A 23,695-nucleotide genomic window follows, 5' to 3' on the forward strand; every position below is an offset into this window, starting at 1 on the left:
CCTCTACTAGATAATGCCACCATTGGCTCTAATCACCTGTGCATTGATCCAGTTACTGGCATCACTCACGGCAAAATCAAGCACCGCAGCAATATCTTCCACAGTACCTAAACGCTCTAAAGGGGCTGCTTTGGCCAACTGTTCAATCAATGCCTCACTCTTGCCCTCAAAAAATAGCTCCGTTGCTGTTGGCCCAGGTGCAATTGCATTAACGGTAATATTTTTGCCTCTTAATTCTTTGGCAAGAATAGCCGTCAAAGCTTCGATGGCTGCTTTAGACGCAGTATAAATACCATACCCTTCCAGCTTCATACCGATCACGCTACTGGACAGATTGATAATTTTTCCACCCTGCTCCAGTCGTTTCGCCGCCTCTCGCATGCTATATAAGCTACCTTTTAAATTAATCGCTAAGACCTTTTCAATGGTTTCATCATCTAAAGCTTCAATTTTTTGAAAGCACATAATGCCCGCATTATTAATCAGAACGTCCACTCGTCCATAGCTTTGGATGACATATTCAAATAGCTGCTCAACCTGATGCGACTGGCTGATATCTGCTTTAAATGCGCTTGCGGTCCCGCCTGCAGCTGTAATTTTTTCAACGAGCTGATTCGCTTCTAAATCATTACGTGCATAATTAATCACGATTTGATGGCCTTGTTGTGCCAATAAAGCAGCGGTAAAAGCACCAATGCCTCGGGATGCTCCTGTAATCAAAATCACTTTTTTATCATTTGTTGGCGTATTCATTTTCAACCTCATTCAAGTCAACTTATCACGGAATACGATCTATGATACTGTTCACTGAGAACAAGATAATCTATCAAATTTCGGCTTCTTTATACGGGTAGGCCGAACAAAAGAATCAAGCCTATGGACAAGTTAAATGCAATGTCGGCATTCGTACATGTGGTTGAGCAGCGAAGTTTTACCAAAGCAGCACAGATTCTGAATTTACCGCGCTCAACCCTGACAGATGCGATTAAACAATTAGAAACGCAGCTGAATACCCGCTTACTGTTTCGAACCACACGACAGGTCAATCTAACCGACGAAGGCCATCTGTATTATAAGCGCTGTAAATATATTCTGGCTTATATTGATGAATCAGATCATGATTTTTTACATGCCAAACCGCAAGGCACGTTAAAGGTCGAAGTTCACGGTATCTTTGCTGCGCATTTTATTCTGCCCAAACTACATCAGTTTCTCGGTGAATATCCACAAATTCAATTACAACTGACTGAAAGTGATCGCTATGTTGATCTGATTAAAGAAGGCATAGACTGTGTGATTCGGATTGGTCATTTAAATAATAGTGAACTGGTAGTCAGACCCTTGGGGCAGATCCCGCAAGTCACCCTTGCAAGTCCTGAATACCTCAGAAAATATGGCACACCCAACGCACTTAGCGATTTAAAACAGCATTTTATGGTGGGTTTTTACTCCAGCGCACGACAAAAAGCGCTTCCCTTAGAATTCATCATCAATCATCAGCTTGAGTTTTATGACCTAACTTCCCGAATTCAGGTCAATGGGGCGCACACCTACTCTGCTGCGGCAGAACAAGGCTTTGGTATTATTCAGGTGCCACGTTATGGTCATTTAAAGCAAATCGAAAATGGTCAGCTGTGCCCTGTGTTAACCCAATATGCTGTTCCGTCTTTACCCGTTTCTTTGCTTTATCCCTCAAAAACACGGGTTTCGCCTCGACAAAGGGTATTTATTGAATGGATCGTGCAGTTGTTTAAAGATCATCCTTTGGATCAGGCTTAAACGTTTCGCTGCTCATCAAAAACAGTTTTTGCTGCAATTAAGTCCACTATCTTTATTTAAGCGATGTTTAGTATGATGGCTTTTTATATTTCAATACGTTGCCATCATGCGTTTTGATTTTTTTGATTTACACCTATTTCTGCATATCGTCACTACAGGCAGTCTGACCAAAGGGGCAGAACGTTCTGCAATTTCCTTGCAAGCAGCCAGTGAGCGCATCAAAAAACTTGAGCAATATTTCGATACACCTCTGTTTATTCGACAGACCACAGGCGTTGAGCTCACCAGTGCAGGCCATGCCTTAGCCGAACATGCGCGACGTTTGCTCCGACAAAAAGACCAACTTGAACAAGAGATGCAACGCTTTCGGCAGCAACAGCCCGAATCCATAACCCTGTGGTGCAACTCCTCTGCACAAAGTGAATATCTGCCACCGCTGTTACCGCAATATCTGATGCGTCATCCTGACATCAATATCGATCTGCATGAAGCTGAAAGTTCAGAGATTATTGCGGCTCTCGGCAAAGGTATGGCCAAGCTCGGCTTGGTTTCCAGTTTCTTTGATATTCGCCCTTTGCAGACCCAAGAGTTTGCCAGTGATCCCTTAGTGCTGATTTGCCCAGCCTCGCATGCCCTTGCTCAATACACACAATTGAATTTGGTCGAGGCCTTAAACTATGGTTTTATTGGGTTGATGCCGCACCATTCTTTGCAGCAATCCATCGAAACTCAAGCCAAGCTACTAGGCTTTAATATCCAATACCGTTTGCGTTTGCCCAATTTTGCTGCGATTGCTGAAGTGGTAGCGAAAGGTGTTGGCATCGCGATTATGCCTGCCCGCGCTGCACAGCGTTTAGAACCAGATTATCATTTCCACACGGTACAACTGCTGGGCGCTTGGGCCAATCGGAAACTGCTGTTGGCAACGCAGGATTTCAGCCAACTCCCCGAGACTTATCAACAGTTTGCAGATTTTTTATTGCAGCATCGTCCTTAGTTCAGACCCAAATTAATGCGATAGCATATAAGCACCTAATGCAACTAACCCCATAAAAAATAGGCGGCGGAAGCGTTGCTCATTCAATTGATAGCGGATTTTTTTGCCCAACCACATGCCAATTAAAGCCGCGACCAAGGCCACTATCGATAGGCGATAATCCAAGGTGATGCCAGCCATTGGGTTATGCTGTAAAAATACGGCGAGGCAAATGGTGGACACAGTAAAGGTCAAGCCCAAAGCCTGAACCAGCTCATCCCGTTTTAAATGCAAAGACTGTAAATAAGGCACTATAGGAATAATGATCACCCCTGTTGCTACGGTCACCGCCCCACCGATATAACCGACCACAGGTGAGAGCCAACGCTCATACTTGCTCAAGTGAGGCAGATTCTTAACGCATAAACCATAAAGCCCGTACAGTATCAGCATCGTACCCAATAGAATTTCACTACTTTGCCCATGGCTTTGGCTTAAAGTGGGTAAAAAACTCCAGATCGATCCAACCACAATCCCAACCAACAAAGACCAGAAGCGGCGTACAAAAGTCCAGACCCGCCCCTCAGCAAACAGCTGCCAGATATTGGTGATCATGGACGGAACAATCAGCAGGGATGCAGCCTGAAATGGACTCATGGCAATCGTCAGCAGTCCCATTGAGACCGCAGGTAAGCCTAAGCCGATCATGCCTTTAATCATGCCCGCAAAGACAAATACCATCACAATAATTGCTAAAAAAGTCACGCCCGAATCTCCGATGTTGCATCGGAGTTATGCTACGAAAAAAAGCCAAGTTTGCCCTATTCTTATTTTTGGGAGCGGGCCTCAGGCAGAGCTTGAGGCGGTTCTATATTTATCTTCCAACACATTGCTGATAATGCTTTCAATCATCCAGACCCGATACAGGCTGTTAAAGACATAACTTTGCCCGTCAATCCGCAATTCTAACACTGGAAAATCAGGCTGATGCTTTTGCTGACACAGTTCATCGTTCTGCTGCAGTAAAGCTTCGACATCCTGTTCAGTGATATGCTCGATCTCTAAACGTTTTTGCATGCGCTGAAAATGGGCTTTAAATGAGAGGTCTTTCCCCCGTGTCCAGACCCCTTCAAAAATCTGGTGGATGCAATCGACTTGCTGTTCCTCTGGGACACTATAAAACAGTCGTGCCATCTCATACGTCGCTTCCTTGGTCGGACGGCAGAACGGCGTAAATGCCACTTGTGTTCGCTTGGAAACACGGGTTGCCAAACTCCAGTCAAACCAATCCCGCCCGTGATAACTCAGCGGATAGACTTTCAACTGAATATTATAATAATTGGCCAGTTCTTCTTTAATATAGGCCAATAATAACCAGCTCATTGGATCTTCAAGCGCGATATATAGATCCAGTTCGGGATGCATGGCTTGCACTTCATTCAGCGCCTCACCATCATTAATCAAATGCTCGCGCCATTCGATATGATTAATCAGGAAAATTGGATTTCCAGTCAGCAGTTTTTGTTGTTTCAGACGGCGAGTCAAACGCAATAAATCATCGACCGCTTGATATTTCCGCTCACCAAATTCGAAATAACTGGCAGCAACGGGCACATCTTTAAAAATGCGTTCAGGATAATCTTGGGGGCTTTGGTGCCGACTGGCCATGGCATACAGGGTACGTAATTTGCCGTATTGTTGTTGCCACAGCATATGGAACACATCTTCCAGTAAATGTAAGAAGTTCTGTTCACGTAAGGGGGTGTTTCGAAGAATGGTTTCAGCTTGTTGTAGTGCTTCTGCGCTAGGGATTTCTGGGGTGTCATCAAAACCAAATCGATGTTGCTTGGCGAGAATTTTGGCATCATTTAAACAATAGGTTTGCCAGTCTTGCTTCGACATCTCATTTGGAGGTTCAGCATCTTGCCTCGAAATAATCACCTTTAACGGCTTGAGTTCATCACTCAGGATTTCATTGAGCTGGCCAAGTTGTTGCACCGCAAGATAGCTATAAACATCGTCTAGACGCAGGTAAATACTTAAACCCTGTTCCGTGGGTAACTCCGCCTGACGAGAAGGTTTCTGATAATACCAACTCGATCGTATGGGATCAAACCAACGACGTAACAAAGACATGTCGATAGCCTCTAATGGTCATAAAGTGAAATATGAATCGATATACTCAAACTTGGGTTGGAACAAGTGAGTCAATAAGTCTGTTCAGTATCTTATAAAATAACAAAAAAGTCCCCCTTAATTGAAAGAGGGACCGAAAGGGATTACAAAACTCGTACTGCGCCTTTGGCTGCGCTGGTCGAATGCATTGCGTAAATCTTCAATGACTTAGACACTTTACGTTTACGCTCTTCTGCTGGATGCCAACCCTTGGCTTCCTGAACGGTACGGCGATGCGCCATGGTTGCATCATCAACATTCAAATGAATAGTACGATTCGGAATATCGATTTCAATGGTATCACCATCTTCAACCAGACCAATTGCACCGCCCTCAGCTGCTTCAGGAGACACGTGACCAATCGACAAACCTGACGAACCACCCGAGAAGCGACCATCGGTAATCAAAGCACAGTCCTTACCTAAGCCTTTCGACTTCAAGTAACTGGTTGGGTACAACATTTCCTGCATCCCTGGTCCACCACGTGGGCCTTCATAGCGAATCACCACGATATCACCCGCTACGATTTTATGATCCAGAATCGCTTCAACCGCGGCGTCTTGGCTTTCAAAAACGCGTGCTGTACCGGTAAATTTAAGAATTGACTCATCCACACCTGCGGTTTTAACGATACAGCCATCTAGAGCGATGTTGCCGTAAAGGACTGCCAAACCACCATCTTGAGAGAACGCATGTTCAGCATTACGAATCACGCCTTTCTCACGGTCACCATCTAAGGTTGAGTAATAACGGTTCTGCGAGAATGCCACTTGGGTTGGGATACCACCCGGAGACGAGCGATAGAATTCATACACGTCCGCATCTTCAGTGCGGATAATATCCCACTTGTCCAAGGCATCTTTCAGCGTAGGCTCATGCACGGTTGGGCATGAAGTATTGAGTAAATTCGCACGATCAAGTTCACCCAAGATTGCCATGATGCCACCTGCACGGTGTACATCTTCCATATGCACGTCTTGTTTTGCAGGTGCAACTTTTGACAATACCGGTACTTGACGAGACAGGCGGTCGATATCATCCATAGTAAAATCGACTTCTGCTTCATGTGCAGCAGCAAGTAAATGCAATACCGTATTGGTTGAACCACCCATTGCAATATCCAAGGTCATGGCATTTTCAAATGCTGCTTTGGTTGCAATCGAACGTGGCAAGATACTGTCATCATTCTGTTCATAGTAGCGTTTCGCCAATTCAACCACTAAACGGCCTGCTCTTAAGAACAGTTTTTCGCGATTGGCATGGGTTGCCACGATTGAACCGTTACCCGGTAAAGACAAACCTAAAGCTTCGGTTAAACAATTCATTGAGTTAGCCGTGAACATCCCTGAACACGAACCACAAGTCGGACATGCTGAGCGTTCAAATGCGGCTACTTCTTCATCGGTATAGCTTTCGTCTGCAGCAACTACCATGGCATCTACGAGGTCGATTGCCTTTTCATCACCGCGGAATTTAACTTTACCCGCTTCCATTGGCCCGCCAGACACGAACACCACTGGGATGTTCAAGCGCATTGCAGCCATCAGCATTCCCGGTGTGATCTTGTCACAGTTTGAGATACACACCATTGCATCGGCACAATGGGCATTGACCATGTATTCCACAGAATCGGCAATCAAATCACGTGATGGCAGTGAATACAGCATCCCGTCATGGCCCATCGCAATCCCGTCATCAACCGCAATGGTATTAAATTCTTTTGCCACACCACCAGAAGCTTCAATTTCTCTCGCAACAAGTTGACCTAAATCTTTAAGATGCACGTGACCTGGAACAAATTGGGTAAATGAGTTGACCACCGCAATAATTGGTTTGCCAAAATCTTCATCTTTCATACCGGTCGCACGCCATAAACCACGCGCGCCAGCCATATTTCTTCCATGTGTTGATGTTTTCGAACGATAATCAGGCATTTTGTATTCCCAACAAGTGTGTGCTCGAGAAGAATAGAACATTCTCTCTGGCGAAATGATACTGAGCTCTCTGCATCATACTACAAGTTATCGTTTAACAGATGACCAACAGGCCTATCTTTTTTTGCACAAAAGCAATTCAGGCGGTGAATTAGGGACTCGTCGCTTTTTCGCTTATAATTTGCGATAAGTTTTATTTGGATTCCATTTGTGAAAATCATTTTTGCTGGTACGCCTGAATTTGCGGCAACCGCATTGGCGGCATTATTAAAAACATCCCACCAGATTATTGCTGTTTATACTCAACCTGACCGTAAATCAGGACGCGGGCAAAAATTAACACCTTCTCCTGTTAAACAATTGGCACTTGAGCACGGTTTACCTGTTTATCAACCTTTGAATTTTAAAGCATCGACGGAAGACGGCTTGGCAGCTCGACAAGAACTTGCTGCTCTTGGCGCAGATGTGATGGTGGTGGCTGCTTATGGCTTGATCTTGCCACAAGCGGTTTTAGACACCCCAAAGTACGGCTGTTTGAATATCCACGGCTCATTGCTGCCACGTTGGCGTGGTGCTGCCCCGATTCAACGTGCCATTGCCACAGGGGATGCTGAAACGGGCATTACCATTATGCAAATGGCCGCTGGCTTAGATACTGGCGATATGATGTATAAAACTTATTGCCCGATCACCGCCGAAGATACCTCTGCCAGTCTGCATGATAAATTGGCGGATCAAGGTGCAGAAGCAATTTGTACGGTACTTGAATCAGAACAAAGCTTGCAGGATTTTATTGAAAAACGTGAAGTGCAAGATGAGGCACTGACCGTTTATGCGCATAAATTAGTTAAAGCAGAAGCCCGTATCGATTGGACTGTAAATGCAGTTCAAATCGATCGTAATATTCGTGCCTTTAATCCTTGGCCAGTCGCTTTTATTCAGCTCGATGAAAACAATGCCTTACGTGTTTGGGGTTCTACACTTTCACAGCTCAGCAAAACCGATGCACAAATTGGTGAAATCCTTGCCATTGATAAACAAGGTGTTCACGTTGCTTGTGGCGACAATACTGCTGTGTGCTTAACCAGTTTGCAATGGCCAGGTGCTAAAGCCTTAAATCCAGTACAAATTGCCCAAACTCAAAAATTACATATTGGACAAATTCTCCCATGAACCAATCGAATCAATCATCTGCAAAAAATTTAAATCTGCGTGCGCAGGTGATCAAAACACTTTTGGCGGTTCAAAATGGGCAATCTTTGTCTTCCGTTTTGAATCAACATATCAATATCGTTTCTGAACGTGACCGTGGTTTATATCACGAGCTTACTTTAGGTTGTTTACGCCAATGGTATTCGTTAAAAGCCATTACCTTACCCTTGCTCACAAAACCATTAGACAATGAAGCCCTAGAAAGTTGTTTATATCTTGGTTTATATCAAATTTTATGTACGCGTATTCCGGTACATGCTGCGATTTCAGAAACTGTAAATGCGGCTAAGCAACTCGGTTTCGAGCCAATGAGTGGTTTGGTCAATGCAATTCTGCGTCGTGTTTCACGTGAAACAGACGAATTTCAAACCGCGTTGAATAATACCCATGGTTTACCAAGTTGGTTATTCAAACGACTCAAAAAAGATTGGCCTGAGCAAGTAGAGCCGCTATGCCAAGCCTTAAAACAAGTCGCGCCACTGACCTTACGTGTCAATGAACGCCAAGTCAGTCGTAACGAATATTTAGAAATTTTGGACGAAGAACAGATTGATGCTCGTCCTTGCACACTTTCAGATGTGGGTATTGTTTTGGAACAAACGGGCAATATTACCCATTTACCCGGTTTCGAAGAAGGTGGTTTTTCTGTTCAAGATGAACATGCACAATTGTGCGCCACGCTTTTACCGAACTTAGATAACAAAGTTGTTGTCGATGCATGTGCTGCACCAGGGGGTAAAGCCGCACATATCCTTGAGCGCTTTAATCCTAAAAAATTGATTGCACTTGATCATGATGCAAAACGTTTGCTGCGTGTTTCTGAAAACTTAGAACGTCTTGCCCTAGATCAGGACAATGTTGAAATTATTACCGCTGATGCCACCACGTGGCAGGCACAGGAACTGGTCGATTGTATCGTGCTGGATGCGCCTTGTTCTGCAACAGGTGTGATTCGTCGCCATCCTGATATTCGTCTGCTCAGACAGTCGACTGATATCGCGCAAACAGTTGCACTACAACAACAGATTTTGCAGCAGATGTGGCAACAGCTTAAAGTCGGCGGCACTTTACTGTATATCACCTGCTCGATTCTAAAGGCTGAAAATGAGCAGCAAATGGCGGCATTCTTTGCAGAACATGCGGATGCAGAAGAAATTAAAATCAATGCAGATTGGGGGATTGAGCAGACTTATGGTCGTCAGTTGCTTCCTTCTGCACACGCTGGTGATGGCTTCTATTATTGCCGAATTAGAAAACTAGCTTAATCACAATAAAAAAGCAGGCCTTAAGCCTGCTTTTTTCTCTAATATTGTCAATCTTTCAGTCTATGTTTAAAATAATATCAACAACTTATTTAATGATCAATAATGAATTTTAGTTACAAAGAATATAAATTAGCCATTTGGGGAATCACTTTTACTGTAGTTCTAATAGCAGCCTTAATTGCTTATAAACATAAGCTTCAAACGGAGCTTGTTGAATCGATAGCTAAAGACCTTTTAGTAGAACAATCAAAAATACCCTTTAAGGTTAATTCAGCGGTCAAACTTATTAATATTAAACAGGATAGGCTTCATGTTACTTATACTTATCAGACATTTAACCATACTGCAGATGAAGTAGATCTCGACGATGCCAAAAACAATTTAGTTCCAGAAAATCAAGCATATAATTGCACGTATTTAAAGAATTATATAAAAAATGGTATTGTGGTTGATTACATTTATATAGATAAAAATGGTAAAAAGCTATTCACAAATACGCTTAATAAAAAATCCTGCAATATCTAAAATTTAATTATACAGTTTAAAGCCTGCGTTATGATTCAAAAAAATAACCCAATCTATGATTGGGTTATTTTTAGCTTTAACATTTAAAGCGTATGCTGATCTTTGACTTCTTCCAGAACCTCATCAAGTTCTTCTGGGTGTTTGGTCAAGTGCAGAATAGACAATGCCAATCCGCCCCATACAAAAAGCATTGAGATCACCATCATTACAATTGCTGAAGTGTTCATCTATTGTTCTCCTAGCGATCTTTCATTTTACTGAGCACGATTGCAACAACAGCACAGAAAATCACACTGCCCCATCCAAAGATGCCTTGTAAGCTCATGCTATAACTATCGTAACCGTTTTTCACTAAGTTAAATACAGTCATACTCAACGTGGTTAATAAGATCAACGAGGTAATGACAGTTAACGTGAAGGACCAGCCTTTGCCCAATTGAATCGTAGAAATGCTATTTACATGATCACGCAATTCAATCAAGGCAGAACGTTTAAACCAAGCAATGCTAATAATAGAGATGAGAGCACCGCCAATAATCCCAATGTTATTGATGAAGTGATCCACAATATCGACCAGTTTAATCGCATTCACACTTGAGAATAAGATCACTGAAACAAGCGCACTACCACCACCAATAATCGTTACCGCTTTGGTACGGCCCCACTTCAACTTATCTTGCATTGCTGCAATCGGCACTTCCAAGATACTGACCATGGAAGAAATACCTGCAACAAATAGCGAAGAGAAGAATAAAAGACCAAACAAATCTGCGCCAGCGCCTAAACTTGAAATGATTTTCGGAAAGGCAATAAATGCCAAGCCAATACCACCACTGACAACGTCTTGTACCTCTTTACCTGCAGCATGCGCCATAAAGCCCAATGCAGCAAAAATACCGATACCCGCCAAAATCTCTGTTGATGCGTTGGCAAAACCAACGATCAAGCCTGAACCCGTTAAATTGGTTTTAGGTTTTAAGTAAGAGGCATAGGTCACCATGATCCCGAAGCCAACAGACAGCGAGAAGAAAGTATGACCATAGGCAGCTAACCAAACTTTATAGTTCATCATGGCTGACCAGTTCGGAGTAAAGAATGCATTTAAGCCTTCCGCCGCACCTGGTAAACGTAATGATTGAATTACCAAAACCGTGAATAAAACAAATAACAACGGCATGAAAATCTTATTGGATAATTCAACGCCTTTTTTAACCCCACCATACAAAATGATTAAAGTCAGTGCCCAGATACCTACAATTGGCCAGAACAAATGACTCACAAATTGTAGATCGAAGCCTGTTGCTTTCGAGGTCTGTAAATAGGTATTGAAGAAGAAACTTTCTGGGTCACTGCCCCATGCCTGACCAATCGAGAAATAGATATAACTTCCCGCCCACGTCAGTACGCTGGCATAATACAAACCGATAATGATACAGACACAGACTTGCCACCAGCCGAGTGTCTCACCACCTCTAAATAGCGCACGATATGCTTTTGGTGGTGAATTACGCGCACGATGGCCAGTTGCATAATCTAAGAATAAAAGAGGTAAACCAGCGGTAATCAACGCCAGTAAATAAGGGATAAGAAACGCCCCGCCGCCATTTTCATAAGCAACATAAGGGAAACGCCAAATGTTACCTAAACCTACAGCTGAACCAACAGCTGCAATAATAAAACCAGATCGTGATGTCCAGTTTTCACGAGAATCTGCCATAAAACACCTAAGTTGTCCTGCTGGCCATTCCATGCTGTGTTAGGTTTTTATTATCCAACAGACATGAAAAGTGCCATAAAAAATCTTGTTTTGCTTGCATGAAATTTCAACCTTGTGGGCCTCCGTTTGCATGGACAAACAAAGCAAAAACCAAACCATCTTCCTTAAAGATTGGGCTTTGTTTTTCTGCTTTTAATAGCCGAACAATACCTGTTTTTATTTCTTTTTACTGTAAATTCTGCAAGAAAAAATCGTGTTTTTTAAACAACTGATTATTTTTCAACAGACTGTAATTTTGACCTTGCAGTCAACTTATAAAAATCAAGTACATAAAACAATCAAGCGAAGCTAAAACTCCGCTTGGGCCACAATCTTTTTTATTGTTTAATGGCTAATAATCTTTCCTCTTGCATATCCCGAATTGCAGAATGAATACCCTCCCGACCAAGACCAGAATCCTTCACTCCACCATAAGGCATATTATCGACACGGAAAGTTGGGACATCGTTAATAATCACACCTCCAACATGTAAATGATCCCATGCATACAGCATCTTATTCAGATTTTGTGTATATATACCTGCCTGTAAACCAAAACGGCTTTGATTAATGGTGGCAATCCCCTGCTCAAAGTCCTTAAATTTTTCTAGGATCGCCACAGGGCCAAAGGCTTCATCTTTATAGATTTCTAGTTTGGCATCTACATTTTCCAGCAAAGTGGGTTCAAACAACATGCCTTGTAAACTTCCTCCTGTCAGTATTTTTGCTCCTTTTTTCTCGGCTTTCTCCAGCCATTTTTTCAGCCGAACAGCTTCAGCCTCCTTAATCATGGGCCCAACCAATGTCGTTGCTAAAGCGGGATCATCCACTTTGATTTTTTTCAGTTTGGCGACCAGTTTCTTTTTCACTTCTGCATAAATATCAGCATGAATTAAAATCCGCTGCACACTGATACAGACCTGCCCCGCATGCCCATAAGCAGCACTGATCAAACGATCTATGAGCGCTTCATCAATCACGGTATCTGCATCGATCAGAACCGCAGCATTGCCGCCTAGTTCTAAAGTGACTTTCTTGCGACCTGCACGTGCTTTCATATCCCAACCGACCTGATCTGACCCGGTAAAGCTCAAAAGCTTAAAGCGATCATCGGTCACCAAAATATCTGCGGCTTGACGGTCACACGGCAAAATCGACCATGAGCCTTTAGGTAGATCTGTTTCAGCTAATACCTTGGCTATCATCAATGCGCTAATTGGGGTCAAACTGGCCGGTTTTAAAACAAAAGGACAGCCTGCTGCAATCGCAGGCGCAATCTTATGTGCCACCAGATTTAAAGGGAAATTAAATGGACTAATTAAGGAAATCGCGCCAATTGGCACATGCTTGACCATACCTCGAAAACGTGCAGCCGCAGGAGTGACCGCCAAAGGTAACATTCGACCATCGTCCAACTGTGTCACCGCATCTGCGGCCAATTGGAAGGTATTAATCAGACGTTCGACTTCGGCGCTTGCTGCACCTCGTGGCTTACCGCCTTCTGCAATCAGAATATTGGTCAGTTCTTCACGAAGTTCATTAAAGCGCTTTACACAATGCAATAAAATCTGTTGTTTTTGAAAGGGCTTTAATGCTGCCATTTCCGCTTCTGCTTTTACCGAAGCAGAAATGGCCTTTTCAAGCACTTTGGCATCGGCCAGAGCAACACGTGCATAGACGGTATTTCGATACTTATCATGGACTTCAAGCCATTGCCCCGTGCTAACTGCTTTTCCCGCGACATAAAGTGGATAATCCCGCACGCTTGCTGTATCTGTCATTATTCTTGATCCCGTTATAAAAATTTAAAATTAGACTACTGCATATTTCCCAAGATCACTATATGATTCGCCCATTCACTGATGAATTCACAACAATTCATTACGGTTTTTGATACTAATTAGGACAATGCAATGAAAATATTAAAATTATCAATGCTTGCTTTAGGGACAAGCTTTTGTGGTCTAGCACAAGCGGATATGATTGGTGTAAAAGGCGATCTTAGCTATTGGAATTACAATGGTGAAGCCAATATGGCTGCGCAAACTTCTGCACCAGATCAAGACCTTGATCGTAAAGGTTCTGCACAAGTTTCTCTTGCATTTGAACACCCGATTCCACTGATTCCGAATGCAAAAATTCGCTATGTGAATTTAAAATCACAGACTGAAAATGAAGTTGCTGGTCAGCCAGTTTATGATCTGAATATCGATCATACCGACTTCATTTTGTATTATGAAATCTTGGACACCATCGTAAATGCAGATGTTGGTCTAGGTGCAACCAATCTGAATGGTGATGTAAAAACACTAGGTTTAAGCAAAACTGATATCGATAAAACGGTTCCTGTGATTTATGGATCAGCAGGGGTAAAACTACCTTTCACAGGCTTAAGCGCTAAAGCTGAGTTGTTATATAGCAACTTTAATGATGCTAAAATCACCGATGCCCAAGCCGAGTTACAATATAACTTTATTGACAATCTCTTGGTCGATGTTGGCTTAAAAGCAGGCTATCGTATCCTCGATATCAAGCTAGATGACTACGAGAAAAATGACCTTAAATTTAACTTTAAAGGTCCTTATATCGGCTTAGATATTCATTTCTAAAGTAATAAACTTACATATTAAAAAAAGCCCTGCATGATGCAGGGCTTTCTCATTTATAACTTTATCGGAAAGAGTAAAAGCAGCAGTAAAATGGTGACGGAACCCATCAAAATATTCATGGGCAAACCGACTTTGATAAAGTCACTAAAACGGTAATTACCAGGTCCTAGTACCATCAGATTGGTTTGATAACCCAATGGCGTCGCAAAGCTCGCAGATGCCCCCATCATAATTGCAAACACAAAAGGAATTGGATTCAGGTCAGCCTGCGTGGTGATTTCTAATACTACTGGTAAGGTGAGCAAAGCCGCTGCATTGTTTGTAATCATTTCTGTCAAGATAGAGACAAAGCAATAAGTCAAAATTAATAATAAAATTGCCTCACCTGCACTGAAATGCACAATAAGTTGTGCCAGCATCTCAGCAACACCTGTTTTCTCTAAAGCGGCACCTAATGCAAACGAAGCAGCAATGGTTAAAATAACCGTCAAATCTAGACTTTTCTCAGCCTGCTTTACTGTTAAGCATCGCGTCAACAACATCATTCCAGCTGCTAATAATGCAGCGTTCAACATGCTCAGTAGACCAAAACCGGCTGCAAAAACAGCTGCAAGCAAGATTCCCCATGATAATAAAGCTTTATCATGTTGCAGAGGCTCATGATCAAGCTCATTCACCAAGAGAAAGTCTTTATTGTATTTTTGACGCGTCACAAAAGCTGGACGTGCTTCTAATAATAGCGTATCACCAACCTGTAATTTGATATTACCCAAACCACCTTTTAAGCGTTCGCCATTACGTGCAACCGCCAAGACCACAGCCCCATAGCGATTACGGAACTGCGAGTCGCGAATCGCACTGCCAATTGCCTCACAATGCGGAGAAACAACCGCTTCAACTAAGCGACGGCCTGCATGCGTCTCTTCCAAAGCTGTTTTTTCGTCAATACTTGTAGGGGCAACCAAACCATGAATCTTTAAAAGCTCCGTGATCGCTTCCGTATCTCCAGCAAATACCAGACGATCATTGCCGAATAAAATTTCATCCGAAGACACGGCTGTTAAAATGGTTTGCTGTCTTTCAATTTCAACCAGATAAACTCGTTTTAGATTTCTCAAGCCTGCGGCAGCAACGGATTGACCAACCAATGGCCCATTTGGGCTTACCACAACTTCTAAAGTAAATTCTCGCAGATTTGAAAAAACATTTTGCTCTTGATGATTGGGCAAGAATTTTGGTGCGAACCAATACATGATCAACATTCCAATAATCGCAACAGGCAAACCAATCACCGTGATATCGAAAATGCCAAAGCCAGCTCCACCCGTTAAAGCTTGATACTGCCCATTGACCACTAAACTGGTACTTGTCCCGATCAAGGTAATCGTTCCACCCAAAATCGCGGTATAACTCAAAGGGATCATTAATTTAGATGGTGCGATTCCAATCTTCTTTGACCAGCTATTTAAAGCAGGAATCATGGTTGCAACAACAGGTGTATTATTTAAAAATGCGCTGAGCGGAGCGATGGGTAAGAAAATTCGCAATAATGCCATGCGTTCAGATTTTGGAGTCCCTAATAGCTTATTCACAAACAGATCAATTCCTCCTGAATTAGAAATACCCGCAGCAACGACAAACATCGCTGCCACAGTAATCAATCCAGAATTACTAAAACCTGCCAAAGCTTCCTGAGCAGTTAACACACCAAAAACACTTAAGATTGTCAAAATCGCCAGCATCACAATATGTGGGGCAACTTTTGAAAAGATGAGTGTAAGTAGTCCCCCTAATGTTAACGCCAATGACAACCATCCTTCCCAACCCATAGACAGCCTTTCCATAAATATACGATTCATTGGAGTCTATATAATCAAAGTTGATATACAAATGTGATTTGATGCTAACCTTAGCTGAAATTGTGATAATAAAGTATTATTTGTACCCTGATTTATGAATATCCCTTTAACTGAATGTACGTTAAAACCTACAACAATCGTAGCGATTGGCGAATATTCCAACTAAAACTTTTCACCTATTATATAAATCATAGAGAGACAGGAAGTCTCATTGAGAATAAGAATACACACAGGATGTGGTCGTTAATAGGATATCAACGACATAAACTGAATATGAAGAAGCCCCGTCAGGATGATGGGGCTTCTTTTTATCTGTCATTCTATGCGTGATCTAAAGACTTTTTAGATACTCAGCCACATCGGTATGCTCTGCCATTTCTGCAAGCTGTAATGCAGTATATTCGCCTTTATACGCCACATTTGCACCCTTACTCACAAGTAGCTTCACCACGGCTAAATTATCGTTCTCAGCAGCGGCCTGTAGTGCACTATAACCTTCATCATCAGTCTGATTTGGGTCTATCCCCTCAGCCAATAATTGCTCAACTTGTTCCACATCGCCTAGGGATGCCCAATACACCAGCTCAGGAAGATGCAGTTCACCATCATCTTCAGGGAGTGGAGAAAAAGAGTTAAGTTTCATCTGGTTCCTCTCATTTAAAAGTTAGCGGTCTCTCCATAACAATTACGGGAGCAATATATTCACTGAGTTCTTTACGGTAAATTTCTACAAAACCTTGCCTTGACCAAAATGCGAACGCAGATTCATTTGATTCAACCACTGCAATTCTCAACCGATCACATCCCCAAGTATTAGCAAGACCCAAAATAGAATTGACTGCTTGTGAGCCATAACCAAAACCTTGATGAGACTCTATAAATAATAGCAGTCCAATAAATACTATTGATGACTCGGGATAACCTTGCAGAATATCAATACAACCAATCATCTGTTCTTTATGATAAATCGCATAAAAAAACTTTGCAGTAAATGGATGCCCACTAGGTACAGCTTTTAGATCGTTTCGAGCAGCATTTTTCTCTGCGCTATATCCTTGAATGAGTTTAAAATAATTTGGAGTAGCCTCAAATACAGCTTGAATACCGGCTATATCAGTTTCATTATCAGAGCAGAGAAGACGATAAGTCAGCATATAATATCCCCTAACTTCTACACAGCACTAAAGCTGCACCCCATTCACAATTGACCAATGATAGGGCATTAGTTCTCTTAAGGGTTTAAATAATAATTTGTTCTCTGCTGTACTTACTGCTACTAGAACATCGCCACCCCAATAAGAAAGACGCTCTTGGCAGATCCCACAAGGCGTTAAAATTAGAATATTTGAATATTCCGACGCCCTGCATATACAGAGCGAATGTGTAATTTTTTCATTGATTTTATGTGCCTCCAAGCATGCCCCGACTTCCATGCAAAGTGATAAAGCATCATTCCGTGTTTCAGGAGCGACACTAATCAAAATTTTGCCACTCTCTGTAGCGAGTGCAGCAACGCCACCCCAGCCGTCAGGATAACGGCTCTCCATAAAAACTTTCGCAGCTTGAAATAACTTTTGTTCCATATTATCTCCAAACAAAGTCATAACTTCGCAATTCTTATTGTTGATATCTCATAATTGTTGCCTCTACAGTATAATGATTGGCTTGATGCAGCACTTTAAAACCATGTTTTTGGTAGAGTGAAATATTATGGCTTTCACACTGTAAATAGAGTGTCTTTACACCTAATTTTCTGGCTTTTTCTTTTGCCAGTAAAATCATTTGACCTGCAACACCTTGTCCTCGCCATAAAGGATCAACAAAAATCCCACCGATCCAATGCTCATATTCTGGATAGTTTTTATTCTCATGTCGCTTAAGTTCTAAGGCGCCAATCAATTCATTCTCATGATGAGCTACAATTGCTAAGGGGATAACATCACGATTAGCTGCTTTTTCCAACACCTTTTGGTGCATCATTTCTTCGGTCATCTGTAAAGAGAGATAAGCCCATTCGTTATAGTACCACTTCGCAATTTTTCCAATTGCCTCGGGGTGATCTACGAGCAAAGAAATTTTCATTGTATTGTTAATTTTAAGAATGATTTAACCGATTTTAGCCTATTTCTTCTACCAATTTTCTTCCGTCCAATAAAAAACACCCCCAACCGTTAGGTTGGGGGTGTTTAGTATTTAAAAGCTGGCGATGACTTACTCTCACATGGCAAGTGCCACACTACCATCAGCGCTAAGAGGTTTCACTTCTGAGTTCGGGAAGGGATCAGGTGGTTCACTCTTGCTATTGTCGCCAGCAAACTGTTGTGGTGCTTTCGGGTCTTAATCACGATGTATTGTCGTATGCCTTACTTACGGTCCAAAGAGTTATTAACGGATTAGATAATTGGTCTGTATTGTAACTAGTTTATTCACTAAATCAAGTTCAATCAGTTGTTTTCACTTCTGACTGTTTGGTTTTGAATCGAATTGAGCTTTATATACAACTGCTTGGGTGTTGTATAGTCAAGCCTCACGAGCAATTAGTATTGGTCAGCTTCACACGTCACCGTGCTTCCACACCCAACCTATCAACGTCCTAGTCTCGAACGGCTCTTTAGAGGAATAAATTCCTAGGGAAATCTTATCTTGAGGTAGGCTTCCCGCTTAGATGCTTTCAGCGGTTATCCCTTCCGAACATAGCTACCCGGCGATGCGACTGGCGTCACAACCGGTACACCAGAGGTTCGTCCACTCTGGTCCTCTCGTACTAGGAGCAGATCCTCTCAAATTTCCAGCGCCCACGGTAGATAGGGACCGAACTGTCTCACGACGTTCTAAACCCAGCTCGCGTACCTCTTTAAATGGCGAACAGCCATACCCTTGGGACCTGCTTCAGCCCCAGGATGAGATGAGCCGACATCGAGGTGCCAAACACCGCCGTCGATATGAACTCTTGGGCGGTATCAGCCTGTTATCCCCAGAGTACCTTTTATCCGTTGAGCGATGGCCCTTCCATACAGAACCACCGGATCACTAAGACCTACTTTCGTACCTGCTCGACTTGTGGGTCTCGCAGTTAAGCGCGCTTTTGCCTTTATACTCTACGCGTGATTTCCGACCACGCTGAGCGCACCTTCGTACTCCTCCGTTACTCTTTAGGAGGAGACCGCCCCAGTCAAACTACCCACCAGACATGGTCCTCGCCCCGGATTACGGGGCAGAGTTAGAACCTCAACATTACCAGGGTGGTATTTCAAGGACGGCTCCATTAGAACTAGCGTTCTAACTTCAAAGCCTCCCACCTATCCTACACAAGTAAGGTCAAAGTTCAATGTCAAGCTGCAGTAAAGGTTCACGGGGTCTTTCCGTCTAGCCGCGGGTACACTGCATCTTCACAGCGATTTCGATTTCACTGAGCCTCTGCTGGAGACAGCGCCGCCATCATTATGCCATTCGTGCAGGTCGGAACTTACCCGACAAGGAATTTCGCTACCTTAGGACCGTTATAGTTACGGCCGCCGTTTACTGGGGCTTCGATCAAGAGCTTCGCTTACGCTAACCCCATCAATTAACCTTCCAGCACCGGGCAGGCATCACACCCTATACGTCCACTTTCGTGTTTGCAGAGTGCTATGTTTTTAATAAACAGTTGCAGCGGCCTGGTTTCTGTGGCTGCCAATAGCTCAGGGAGCAAGTCCCATCACCGTCAGCAGCGTACCTTCTCCCGAAGTTACGGTACCATTTTGCCTAGTTCCTTCAGCAGAGTTCTCTCAAGCGCTTTGGTCTACTCGACCTGACCACCTGTGTCGGTTTCGGGTACGATTCCTGTGTAACTGAAGCTTAGAGACTTTTCCTGGAAGCATGGTATCAGCCACTTCACTGTACAAGTACAGCTTGCTATCAGTTCTCAGCATAGAGTACCCCGGATTTGCCTAAGATACATGCCTACAACCTTCCACCTGGACAACCAACGCCAGGCTGACTTAACCTTCTCCGTCCTCTCATCGCATTACACAGAAGTATTGGAATATTAACCAATTTCCCATCGACTACGCCTCTCGGCCTCGCCTTAGGGGTCGACTCACCCAGCCCCGATTAACGTTGGACTGGAACCCTTGGTCTTTCAGCGAACGGGTTTTTCACCCGTTTTGTCGTTACTCACGTCAGCATTCGCACTTCTGATACCTCCAGCATACTTCTCAATACACCTTCATCGGCTTACAGAACGCTCCCCTACCACTTGACTTAAAGTCAAATCCGCAGCTTCGGCACATAGTTTTAGCCCCGTTACATCTTCCGCGCAGGCCGACTCGACTAGTGAGCTATTACGCTTTCTTTAAAGGGTGGCTGCTTCTAAGCCAACCTCCTAGCTGTCTATGCCTTCCCACATCGTTTCCCACTTAACTATGATTTTGGGGCCTTAGCTGGCGGTCTGGATTGTTTTCCTCTTGACTACGGACGTTAGCACCCGCAGTCTGTCTCCCGGATAGTACTCATTGGTATTCGGAGTTTGCATCGGTTTGGTAAGTCGGGATGACCCCCTAGCCGAAACAGTGCTCTACCCCCAATGGTATTCGTCCGAGGCGCTACCTAAATAGCTTTCGGGGAGAACCAGCTATCACCAGGCTTGATTAGCCTTTCACCCCTATCCACAAGTCATCCCCTGGCTTTTCAACGACAGTGGGTTCGGTCCTCCAGTTAGTGTTACCCAACCTTCAACCTGCTCATGGATAGATCGCCTGGTTTCGGGTCTATACCCAGCAACTAAACGCCCTATTAAGACTCGATTTCTCTACGGCTCCCCTATTCGGTTAACCTTGCTACTGAATATAAGTCGCTGACCCATTATACAAAAGGTACGCAGTCACCGAACAAGTCGGCTCCCACTGCTTGTATGCATGCGGTTTCAGGATCTATTTCACTCCCCTCACAGGGGTTCTTTTCGCCTTTCCCTCACGGTACTGGTTCACTATCGGTCAGTCAGGAGTATTTAGCCTTGGAGGATGGTCCCCCCATATTCAGACAAGGTTTCACGTGCCTCGCCCTACTCGTCATCATTGTGTGTGCCCTTTCGTGTACGGGAATATCACCCTCTACGTTCGCACTTCCCAGAGCGTTCCACTAGAACACACACAACTTAATGGGCTGCTCCCCGTTCGCTCGCCGCTACTAAGGGAATCTCAATTGATTTCTTTTCCTAAGGGTACTGAGATGTTTCACTTCCCCTCGTTCGCTTCATAAGCCTATGTATTCAGCTTATGATACCCGCCTTATAGCGGGTGGGTTCCCCCATTCAGAAATCTCCGGATCAAAGGATATTTGCCGCCTCCCCGGAGCTTATCGCAGGCTATTACGTCTTTCATCGCCTCTGACTGCCAAGGCATCCACCACATGCACTTAATTACTTGACTATACAACCCCAAACAGTCGTTAACACATACAAGTGAGTGTTATCGTTGCAAACTTAATTGCTACTATCTGTTGTCTGTGAATTTAATCACTATACAGCTTCAATCTAATTCATATACCAAAACGCTTGATTCAGTGTTTTTGCTAGTTCTCAGATTAATTCTTCATCTAACTGAAATACTTACGTATTACCGTTAGTGTCAAATTAATCGAGTTTGAACAATTTATTTCAGACTCAATTTTCTAATCTGTTAATGATTAACTACCACCTCGTCGGTGAGTAGTAAACTGTGATAAATCACAGAAGTTAATAAACCAAGATCATTCGATCTTCTTATTTATTAATTTCTATAAGCTATCTTTGGAATTTAACTTTCGTTTTCTACATTACTTCGTAATGTATGGTGGAGACTAGGAGAGTCGAACTCCTGACCTCCTGCGTGCAAAGCAGGCGCTCTACCAACTAAGCTAAGTCCCCAGCTTATCACTTAATGAACGACATATCTTTCAATCTAAGCTACTGCAATCAGATTTGGTGGGTCTGACAAGACTTGAACTTGTGACCCCACGCTTATCAAGCGTGTGCTCTAACCAACTGAGCTACAGACCCTCAGATACATCTTCGAAGAACAACTTGTTGTGGATTCTTACCGGTCACCAATCTTTCGTTAAGGAGGTGATCCAGCCGCAGGTTCCCCTACGGCTACCTTGTTACGACTTCACCCCAGTCATCGGCCACACCGTGGTAAGCGTCCTCCTTACGGTTAGACTACCTACTTCTGGTGCAACAAACTCCCATGGTGTGACGGGCGGTGTGTACAAGGCCCGGGAACGTATTCACCGCGGCATTCTGATCCGCGATTACTAGCGATTCCGACTTCATGGAGTCGAGTTGCAGACTCCAATCCGGACTACGATCGGCTTTTTGAGATTAGCATCCTATCGCTAGGTAGCAACCCTTTGTACCGACCATTGTAGCACGTGTGTAGCCCTGGTCGTAAGGGCCATGATGACTTGACGTCGTCCCCGCCTTCCTCCAGTTTGTCACTGGCAGTATCCTTAAAGTTCCCGGCTTAACCCGCTGGCAAATAAGGAAAAGGGTTGCGCTCGTTGCGGGACTTAACCCAACATCTCACGACACGAGCTGACGACAGCCATGCAGCACCTGTATGTAAGTTCCCGAAGGCACCAATCCATCTCTGGAAAGTTCTTACTATGTCAAGACCAGGTAAGGTTCTTCGCGTTGCATCGAATTAAACCACATGCTCCACCGCTTGTGCGGGCCCCCGTCAATTCATTTGAGTTTTAGTCTTGCGACCGTACTCCCCAGGCGGTCTACTTATCGCGTTAGCTGCGCCACTAAAGCCTCAAAGGCCCCAACGGCTAGTAGACATCGTTTACGGCATGGACTACCAGGGTATCTAATCCTGTTTGCTCCCCATGCTTTCGTACCTCAGCGTCAGTATTAGGCCAGATGGCTGCCTTCGCCATCGGTATTCCTCCAGATCTCTACGCATTTCACCGCTACACCTGGAATTCTACCATCCTCTCCCATACTCTAGCTGACCAGTATCGAATGCAATTCCTAAGTTAAGCTCAGGGATTTCACATCCGACTTAATCAGCCGCCTACGCACGCTTTACGCCCAGTAAATCCGATTAACGCTCGCACCCTCTGTATTACCGCGGCTGCTGGCACAGAGTTAGCCGGTGCTTATTCTGCGAGTAACGTCCACTCATCTTAGGTATTAACTAAGAGAGCCTCCTCCTCGCTTAAAGTGCTTTACAACCAAAAGGCCTTCTTCACACACGCGGCATGGCTGGATCAGGCTTCCGCCCATTGTCCAATATTCCCCACTGCTGCCTCCCGTAGGAGTCTGGGCCGTGTCTCAGTCCCAGTGTGGCGGATCATCCTCTCAGACCCGCTACAGATCGTCGCCTTGGTAGGCCTTTACCCCACCAACTAGCTAATCCGACTTAGGCTCATCATTTAGCGCAAGGTCCGAAGATCCCCTGCTTTCTCCCGTAGGACGTATGCGGTATTAGCATTCCTTTCGGAATGTTGTCCCCCACTAAATGGCAGATTCCTAAGCATTACTCACCCGTCCGCCGCTAAGTCATAGTGCAAGCACCATAACTCCGCTCGACTTGCATGTGTTAAGCCTGCCGCCAGCGTTCAATCTGAGCCATGATCAAACTC

General features: G+C 43.9%; 18 protein-coding genes, 2 tRNA genes and 3 rRNA genes. 6 read left to right on the plus strand and 17 right to left on the minus strand.

Annotated features, from left to right (window positions below; genetic code table 11):
• Nucleotides 1-6: 6 nt before the first annotated feature.
• Nucleotides 7-753 carry an SDR family oxidoreductase gene (locus F896_RS16770; RefSeq protein ID WP_016162517.1) on the minus strand — a complete coding sequence of 249 codons (747 nt, stop codon included), beginning with the start codon at nucleotides 751-753 and terminating at the stop codon, nucleotides 7-9.
• Between the two features lie 123 nt (nucleotides 754-876).
• Here F896_RS16770 and F896_RS16765 point away from each other — a divergent pair, with 123 nt between their 5' ends.
• Together F896_RS16765 and F896_RS16760 are read left to right on the plus strand one after the other, a co-directional pair.
• A complete protein-coding gene (locus F896_RS16765) occupies nucleotides 877-1,779 on the plus strand; it encodes a LysR family transcriptional regulator (RefSeq protein ID WP_016162518.1) in 903 nt (300 codons plus the stop codon).
• A 106-nt stretch (nucleotides 1,780-1,885) separates the two neighbouring features.
• A complete protein-coding gene (locus F896_RS16760) occupies nucleotides 1,886-2,776 on the plus strand; it encodes a LysR family transcriptional regulator (RefSeq protein ID WP_016162519.1) in 891 nt (296 codons plus the stop codon).
• 12 nt (nucleotides 2,777-2,788) lie between these two features.
• Here F896_RS16760 and F896_RS16755 read toward each other — a convergent pair whose 3' ends face one another.
• The 3 genes from F896_RS16755 to ilvD all read right to left on the minus strand — a co-directional run bounded on the left by F896_RS16755 (nucleotide 2,789) and on the right by ilvD (nucleotide 6,864).
• On the minus strand, nucleotides 2,789-3,520 hold the full coding sequence (locus F896_RS16755) for a sulfite exporter TauE/SafE family protein (RefSeq protein ID WP_016162520.1): 732 nt from the start codon (nucleotides 3,518-3,520) through the stop codon (nucleotides 2,789-2,791).
• Nucleotides 3,521-3,601: 81 nt separating this feature from the next.
• Nucleotides 3,602-4,891 carry a hypothetical protein gene (locus F896_RS16750; RefSeq protein WP_016162521.1) on the minus strand — a complete coding sequence of 430 codons (1,290 nt, stop codon included), beginning with the start codon at nucleotides 4,889-4,891 and terminating at the stop codon, nucleotides 3,602-3,604.
• A 143-nt stretch (nucleotides 4,892-5,034) separates the two neighbouring features.
• Nucleotides 5,035-6,864, minus strand: coding sequence for a dihydroxy-acid dehydratase (gene ilvD / locus F896_RS16745; RefSeq protein ID WP_032882001.1), 1,830 nt, complete (start codon nucleotides 6,862-6,864; stop codon nucleotides 5,035-5,037).
• A 210-nt stretch (nucleotides 6,865-7,074) separates the two neighbouring features.
• Between ilvD and fmt the strand changes: the two genes are divergently transcribed.
• From fmt to F896_RS16730, 3 genes are all read left to right on the plus strand, one after another.
• Nucleotides 7,075-8,037, plus strand: coding sequence for a methionyl-tRNA formyltransferase (gene fmt, locus F896_RS16740; RefSeq protein WP_016162523.1), 963 nt, complete (start codon nucleotides 7,075-7,077; stop codon nucleotides 8,035-8,037).
• The gene (gene rsmB / locus F896_RS16735) at nucleotides 8,034-9,341 is read left to right on the plus strand and encodes a 16S rRNA (cytosine(967)-C(5))-methyltransferase RsmB (protein ID WP_016162524.1); all 1,308 of its coding nucleotides are present in this window, start codon (nucleotides 8,034-8,036) and stop codon (nucleotides 9,339-9,341) included. The genes fmt and rsmB overlap by 4 nt, the downstream gene beginning before the upstream one ends.
• Before the next feature lie 102 nt (nucleotides 9,342-9,443).
• A complete protein-coding gene (locus F896_RS16730; RefSeq protein WP_016162525.1) occupies nucleotides 9,444-9,866 on the plus strand; it encodes a hypothetical protein in 423 nt (140 codons plus the stop codon).
• Nucleotides 9,867-9,949: 83 nt separating this feature from the next.
• On the opposite strand, the gene F896_RS20310 is transcribed toward F896_RS16730, so the two are convergent.
• The 3 genes from F896_RS20310 to F896_RS16720 all read right to left on the minus strand — a co-directional run bounded on the left by F896_RS20310 (nucleotide 9,950) and on the right by F896_RS16720 (nucleotide 13,403).
• The gene (locus tag F896_RS20310; protein WP_016162526.1) at nucleotides 9,950-10,093 is read right to left on the minus strand and encodes a methionine/alanine import family NSS transporter small subunit; all 144 of its coding nucleotides are present in this window, start codon (nucleotides 10,091-10,093) and stop codon (nucleotides 9,950-9,952) included.
• Between the two features lie 11 nt (nucleotides 10,094-10,104).
• Nucleotides 10,105-11,583 (minus strand): sodium-dependent transporter, encoded by a 1,479-nt coding sequence (locus tag F896_RS16725; RefSeq protein WP_016162527.1) that lies wholly within the window; start codon nucleotides 11,581-11,583, stop codon nucleotides 10,105-10,107.
• Nucleotides 11,584-11,960: 377 nt separating this feature from the next.
• Nucleotides 11,961-13,403, minus strand: a complete 1,443-nt coding sequence (locus F896_RS16720; protein WP_016162528.1) for an aldehyde dehydrogenase family protein — start codon at nucleotides 13,401-13,403, stop codon at nucleotides 11,961-11,963.
• Nucleotides 13,404-13,535: 132 nt separating this feature from the next.
• Between F896_RS16720 and F896_RS16715 the strand changes: the two genes are divergently transcribed.
• Nucleotides 13,536-14,231: a TIGR04219 family outer membrane beta-barrel protein gene (locus F896_RS16715; RefSeq protein ID WP_016162529.1), complete on the plus strand. Its 696-nt coding sequence runs from the start codon at nucleotides 13,536-13,538 to the stop codon at nucleotides 14,229-14,231.
• A gap of 53 nt (nucleotides 14,232-14,284) precedes the next feature.
• On the opposite strand, the gene F896_RS16710 is transcribed toward F896_RS16715, so the two are convergent.
• The 10 genes from F896_RS16710 to F896_RS16665 all read right to left on the minus strand — a co-directional run.
• Nucleotides 14,285-16,060, minus strand: a complete 1,776-nt coding sequence (locus F896_RS16710; protein ID WP_016162530.1) for an SLC13 family permease — start codon at nucleotides 16,058-16,060, stop codon at nucleotides 14,285-14,287.
• Between the two features lie 361 nt (nucleotides 16,061-16,421).
• On the minus strand, nucleotides 16,422-16,733 hold the full coding sequence (locus F896_RS16705) for an ankyrin repeat domain-containing protein (RefSeq protein ID WP_016162531.1): 312 nt from the start codon (nucleotides 16,731-16,733) through the stop codon (nucleotides 16,422-16,424).
• Between the two features lie 10 nt (nucleotides 16,734-16,743).
• Nucleotides 16,744-17,244, minus strand: a complete 501-nt coding sequence (locus F896_RS16700) for a GNAT family N-acetyltransferase (protein ID WP_016162532.1) — start codon at nucleotides 17,242-17,244, stop codon at nucleotides 16,744-16,746.
• Between the two features lie 27 nt (nucleotides 17,245-17,271).
• Complete coding sequence (locus tag F896_RS16695) at nucleotides 17,272-17,673, minus strand: cytidine deaminase (RefSeq protein WP_016162533.1); 402 nt, start codon at nucleotides 17,671-17,673, stop codon at nucleotides 17,272-17,274.
• Nucleotides 17,674-17,707: 34 nt separating this feature from the next.
• Nucleotides 17,708-18,172, minus strand: a complete 465-nt coding sequence (locus tag F896_RS16690) for a GNAT family N-acetyltransferase (protein WP_016162534.1) — start codon at nucleotides 18,170-18,172, stop codon at nucleotides 17,708-17,710.
• 116 nt (nucleotides 18,173-18,288) lie between these two features.
• Nucleotides 18,289-18,403: ribosomal RNA gene (rrf, locus tag F896_RS16685) — 5S ribosomal RNA — on the minus strand.
• Between the two features lie 203 nt (nucleotides 18,404-18,606).
• Nucleotides 18,607-21,498, minus strand: a 23S ribosomal RNA gene (locus tag F896_RS16680).
• Between the two features lie 400 nt (nucleotides 21,499-21,898).
• Nucleotides 21,899-21,974 (minus strand) — tRNA-Ala (locus F896_RS16675).
• 55 nt (nucleotides 21,975-22,029) lie between these two features.
• Nucleotides 22,030-22,106, minus strand: a tRNA-Ile gene (locus tag F896_RS16670).
• Between the two features lie 59 nt (nucleotides 22,107-22,165).
• Nucleotides 22,166-23,695: ribosomal RNA gene (locus F896_RS16665) — 16S ribosomal RNA — on the minus strand; the annotation flags it as partial.

The organism is Acinetobacter genomosp. 15BJ, assembly GCF_000400715.1.
Lineage (GTDB): Bacteria > Pseudomonadota > Gammaproteobacteria > Pseudomonadales > Moraxellaceae > Acinetobacter.

Coding starts and splice junctions, on each gene's coding strand:
- F896_RS16770 (WP_016162517.1), bottom strand. CDS start 753: ATGAATACGCCAACAAATGATAAAAAAGTGATTTTGATTACAGGAGCA.
- F896_RS16765 (WP_016162518.1), top strand. CDS start 877: ATGGACAAGTTAAATGCAATGTCGGCATTCGTACATGTGGTTGAGCAG.
- F896_RS16760 (WP_016162519.1), top strand. CDS start 1,886: ATGCGTTTTGATTTTTTTGATTTACACCTATTTCTGCATATCGTCACT.
- F896_RS16750 (WP_016162521.1), bottom strand. CDS start 4,891: ATGTCTTTGTTACGTCGTTGGTTTGATCCCATACGATCGAGTTGGTAT.
- ilvD (WP_032882001.1), bottom strand. CDS start 6,864: ATGCCTGATTATCGTTCGAAAACATCAACACATGGAAGAAATATGGCT.
- rsmB (WP_016162524.1), top strand. CDS start 8,034: ATGAACCAATCGAATCAATCATCTGCAAAAAATTTAAATCTGCGTGCG.
- F896_RS16730 (WP_016162525.1), top strand. CDS start 9,444: ATGAATTTTAGTTACAAAGAATATAAATTAGCCATTTGGGGAATCACT.
- F896_RS20310 (WP_016162526.1), bottom strand. CDS start 10,093: ATGAACACTTCAGCAATTGTAATGATGGTGATCTCAATGCTTTTTGTA.
- F896_RS16725 (WP_016162527.1), bottom strand. CDS start 11,583: ATGGCAGATTCTCGTGAAAACTGGACATCACGATCTGGTTTTATTATT.
- F896_RS16720 (WP_016162528.1), bottom strand. CDS start 13,403: ATGACAGATACAGCAAGCGTGCGGGATTATCCACTTTATGTCGCGGGA.
- F896_RS16715 (WP_016162529.1), top strand. CDS start 13,536: ATGAAAATATTAAAATTATCAATGCTTGCTTTAGGGACAAGCTTTTGT.
- F896_RS16710 (WP_016162530.1), bottom strand. CDS start 16,060: ATGGGTTGGGAAGGATGGTTGTCATTGGCGTTAACATTAGGGGGACTA.
- F896_RS16705 (WP_016162531.1), bottom strand. CDS start 16,733: ATGAAACTTAACTCTTTTTCTCCACTCCCTGAAGATGATGGTGAACTG.
- F896_RS16700 (WP_016162532.1), bottom strand. CDS start 17,244: ATGCTGACTTATCGTCTTCTCTGCTCTGATAATGAAACTGATATAGCC.
- F896_RS16695 (WP_016162533.1), bottom strand. CDS start 17,673: ATGGAACAAAAGTTATTTCAAGCTGCGAAAGTTTTTATGGAGAGCCGT.
- F896_RS16690 (WP_016162534.1), bottom strand. CDS start 18,172: ATGAAAATTTCTTTGCTCGTAGATCACCCCGAGGCAATTGGAAAAATT.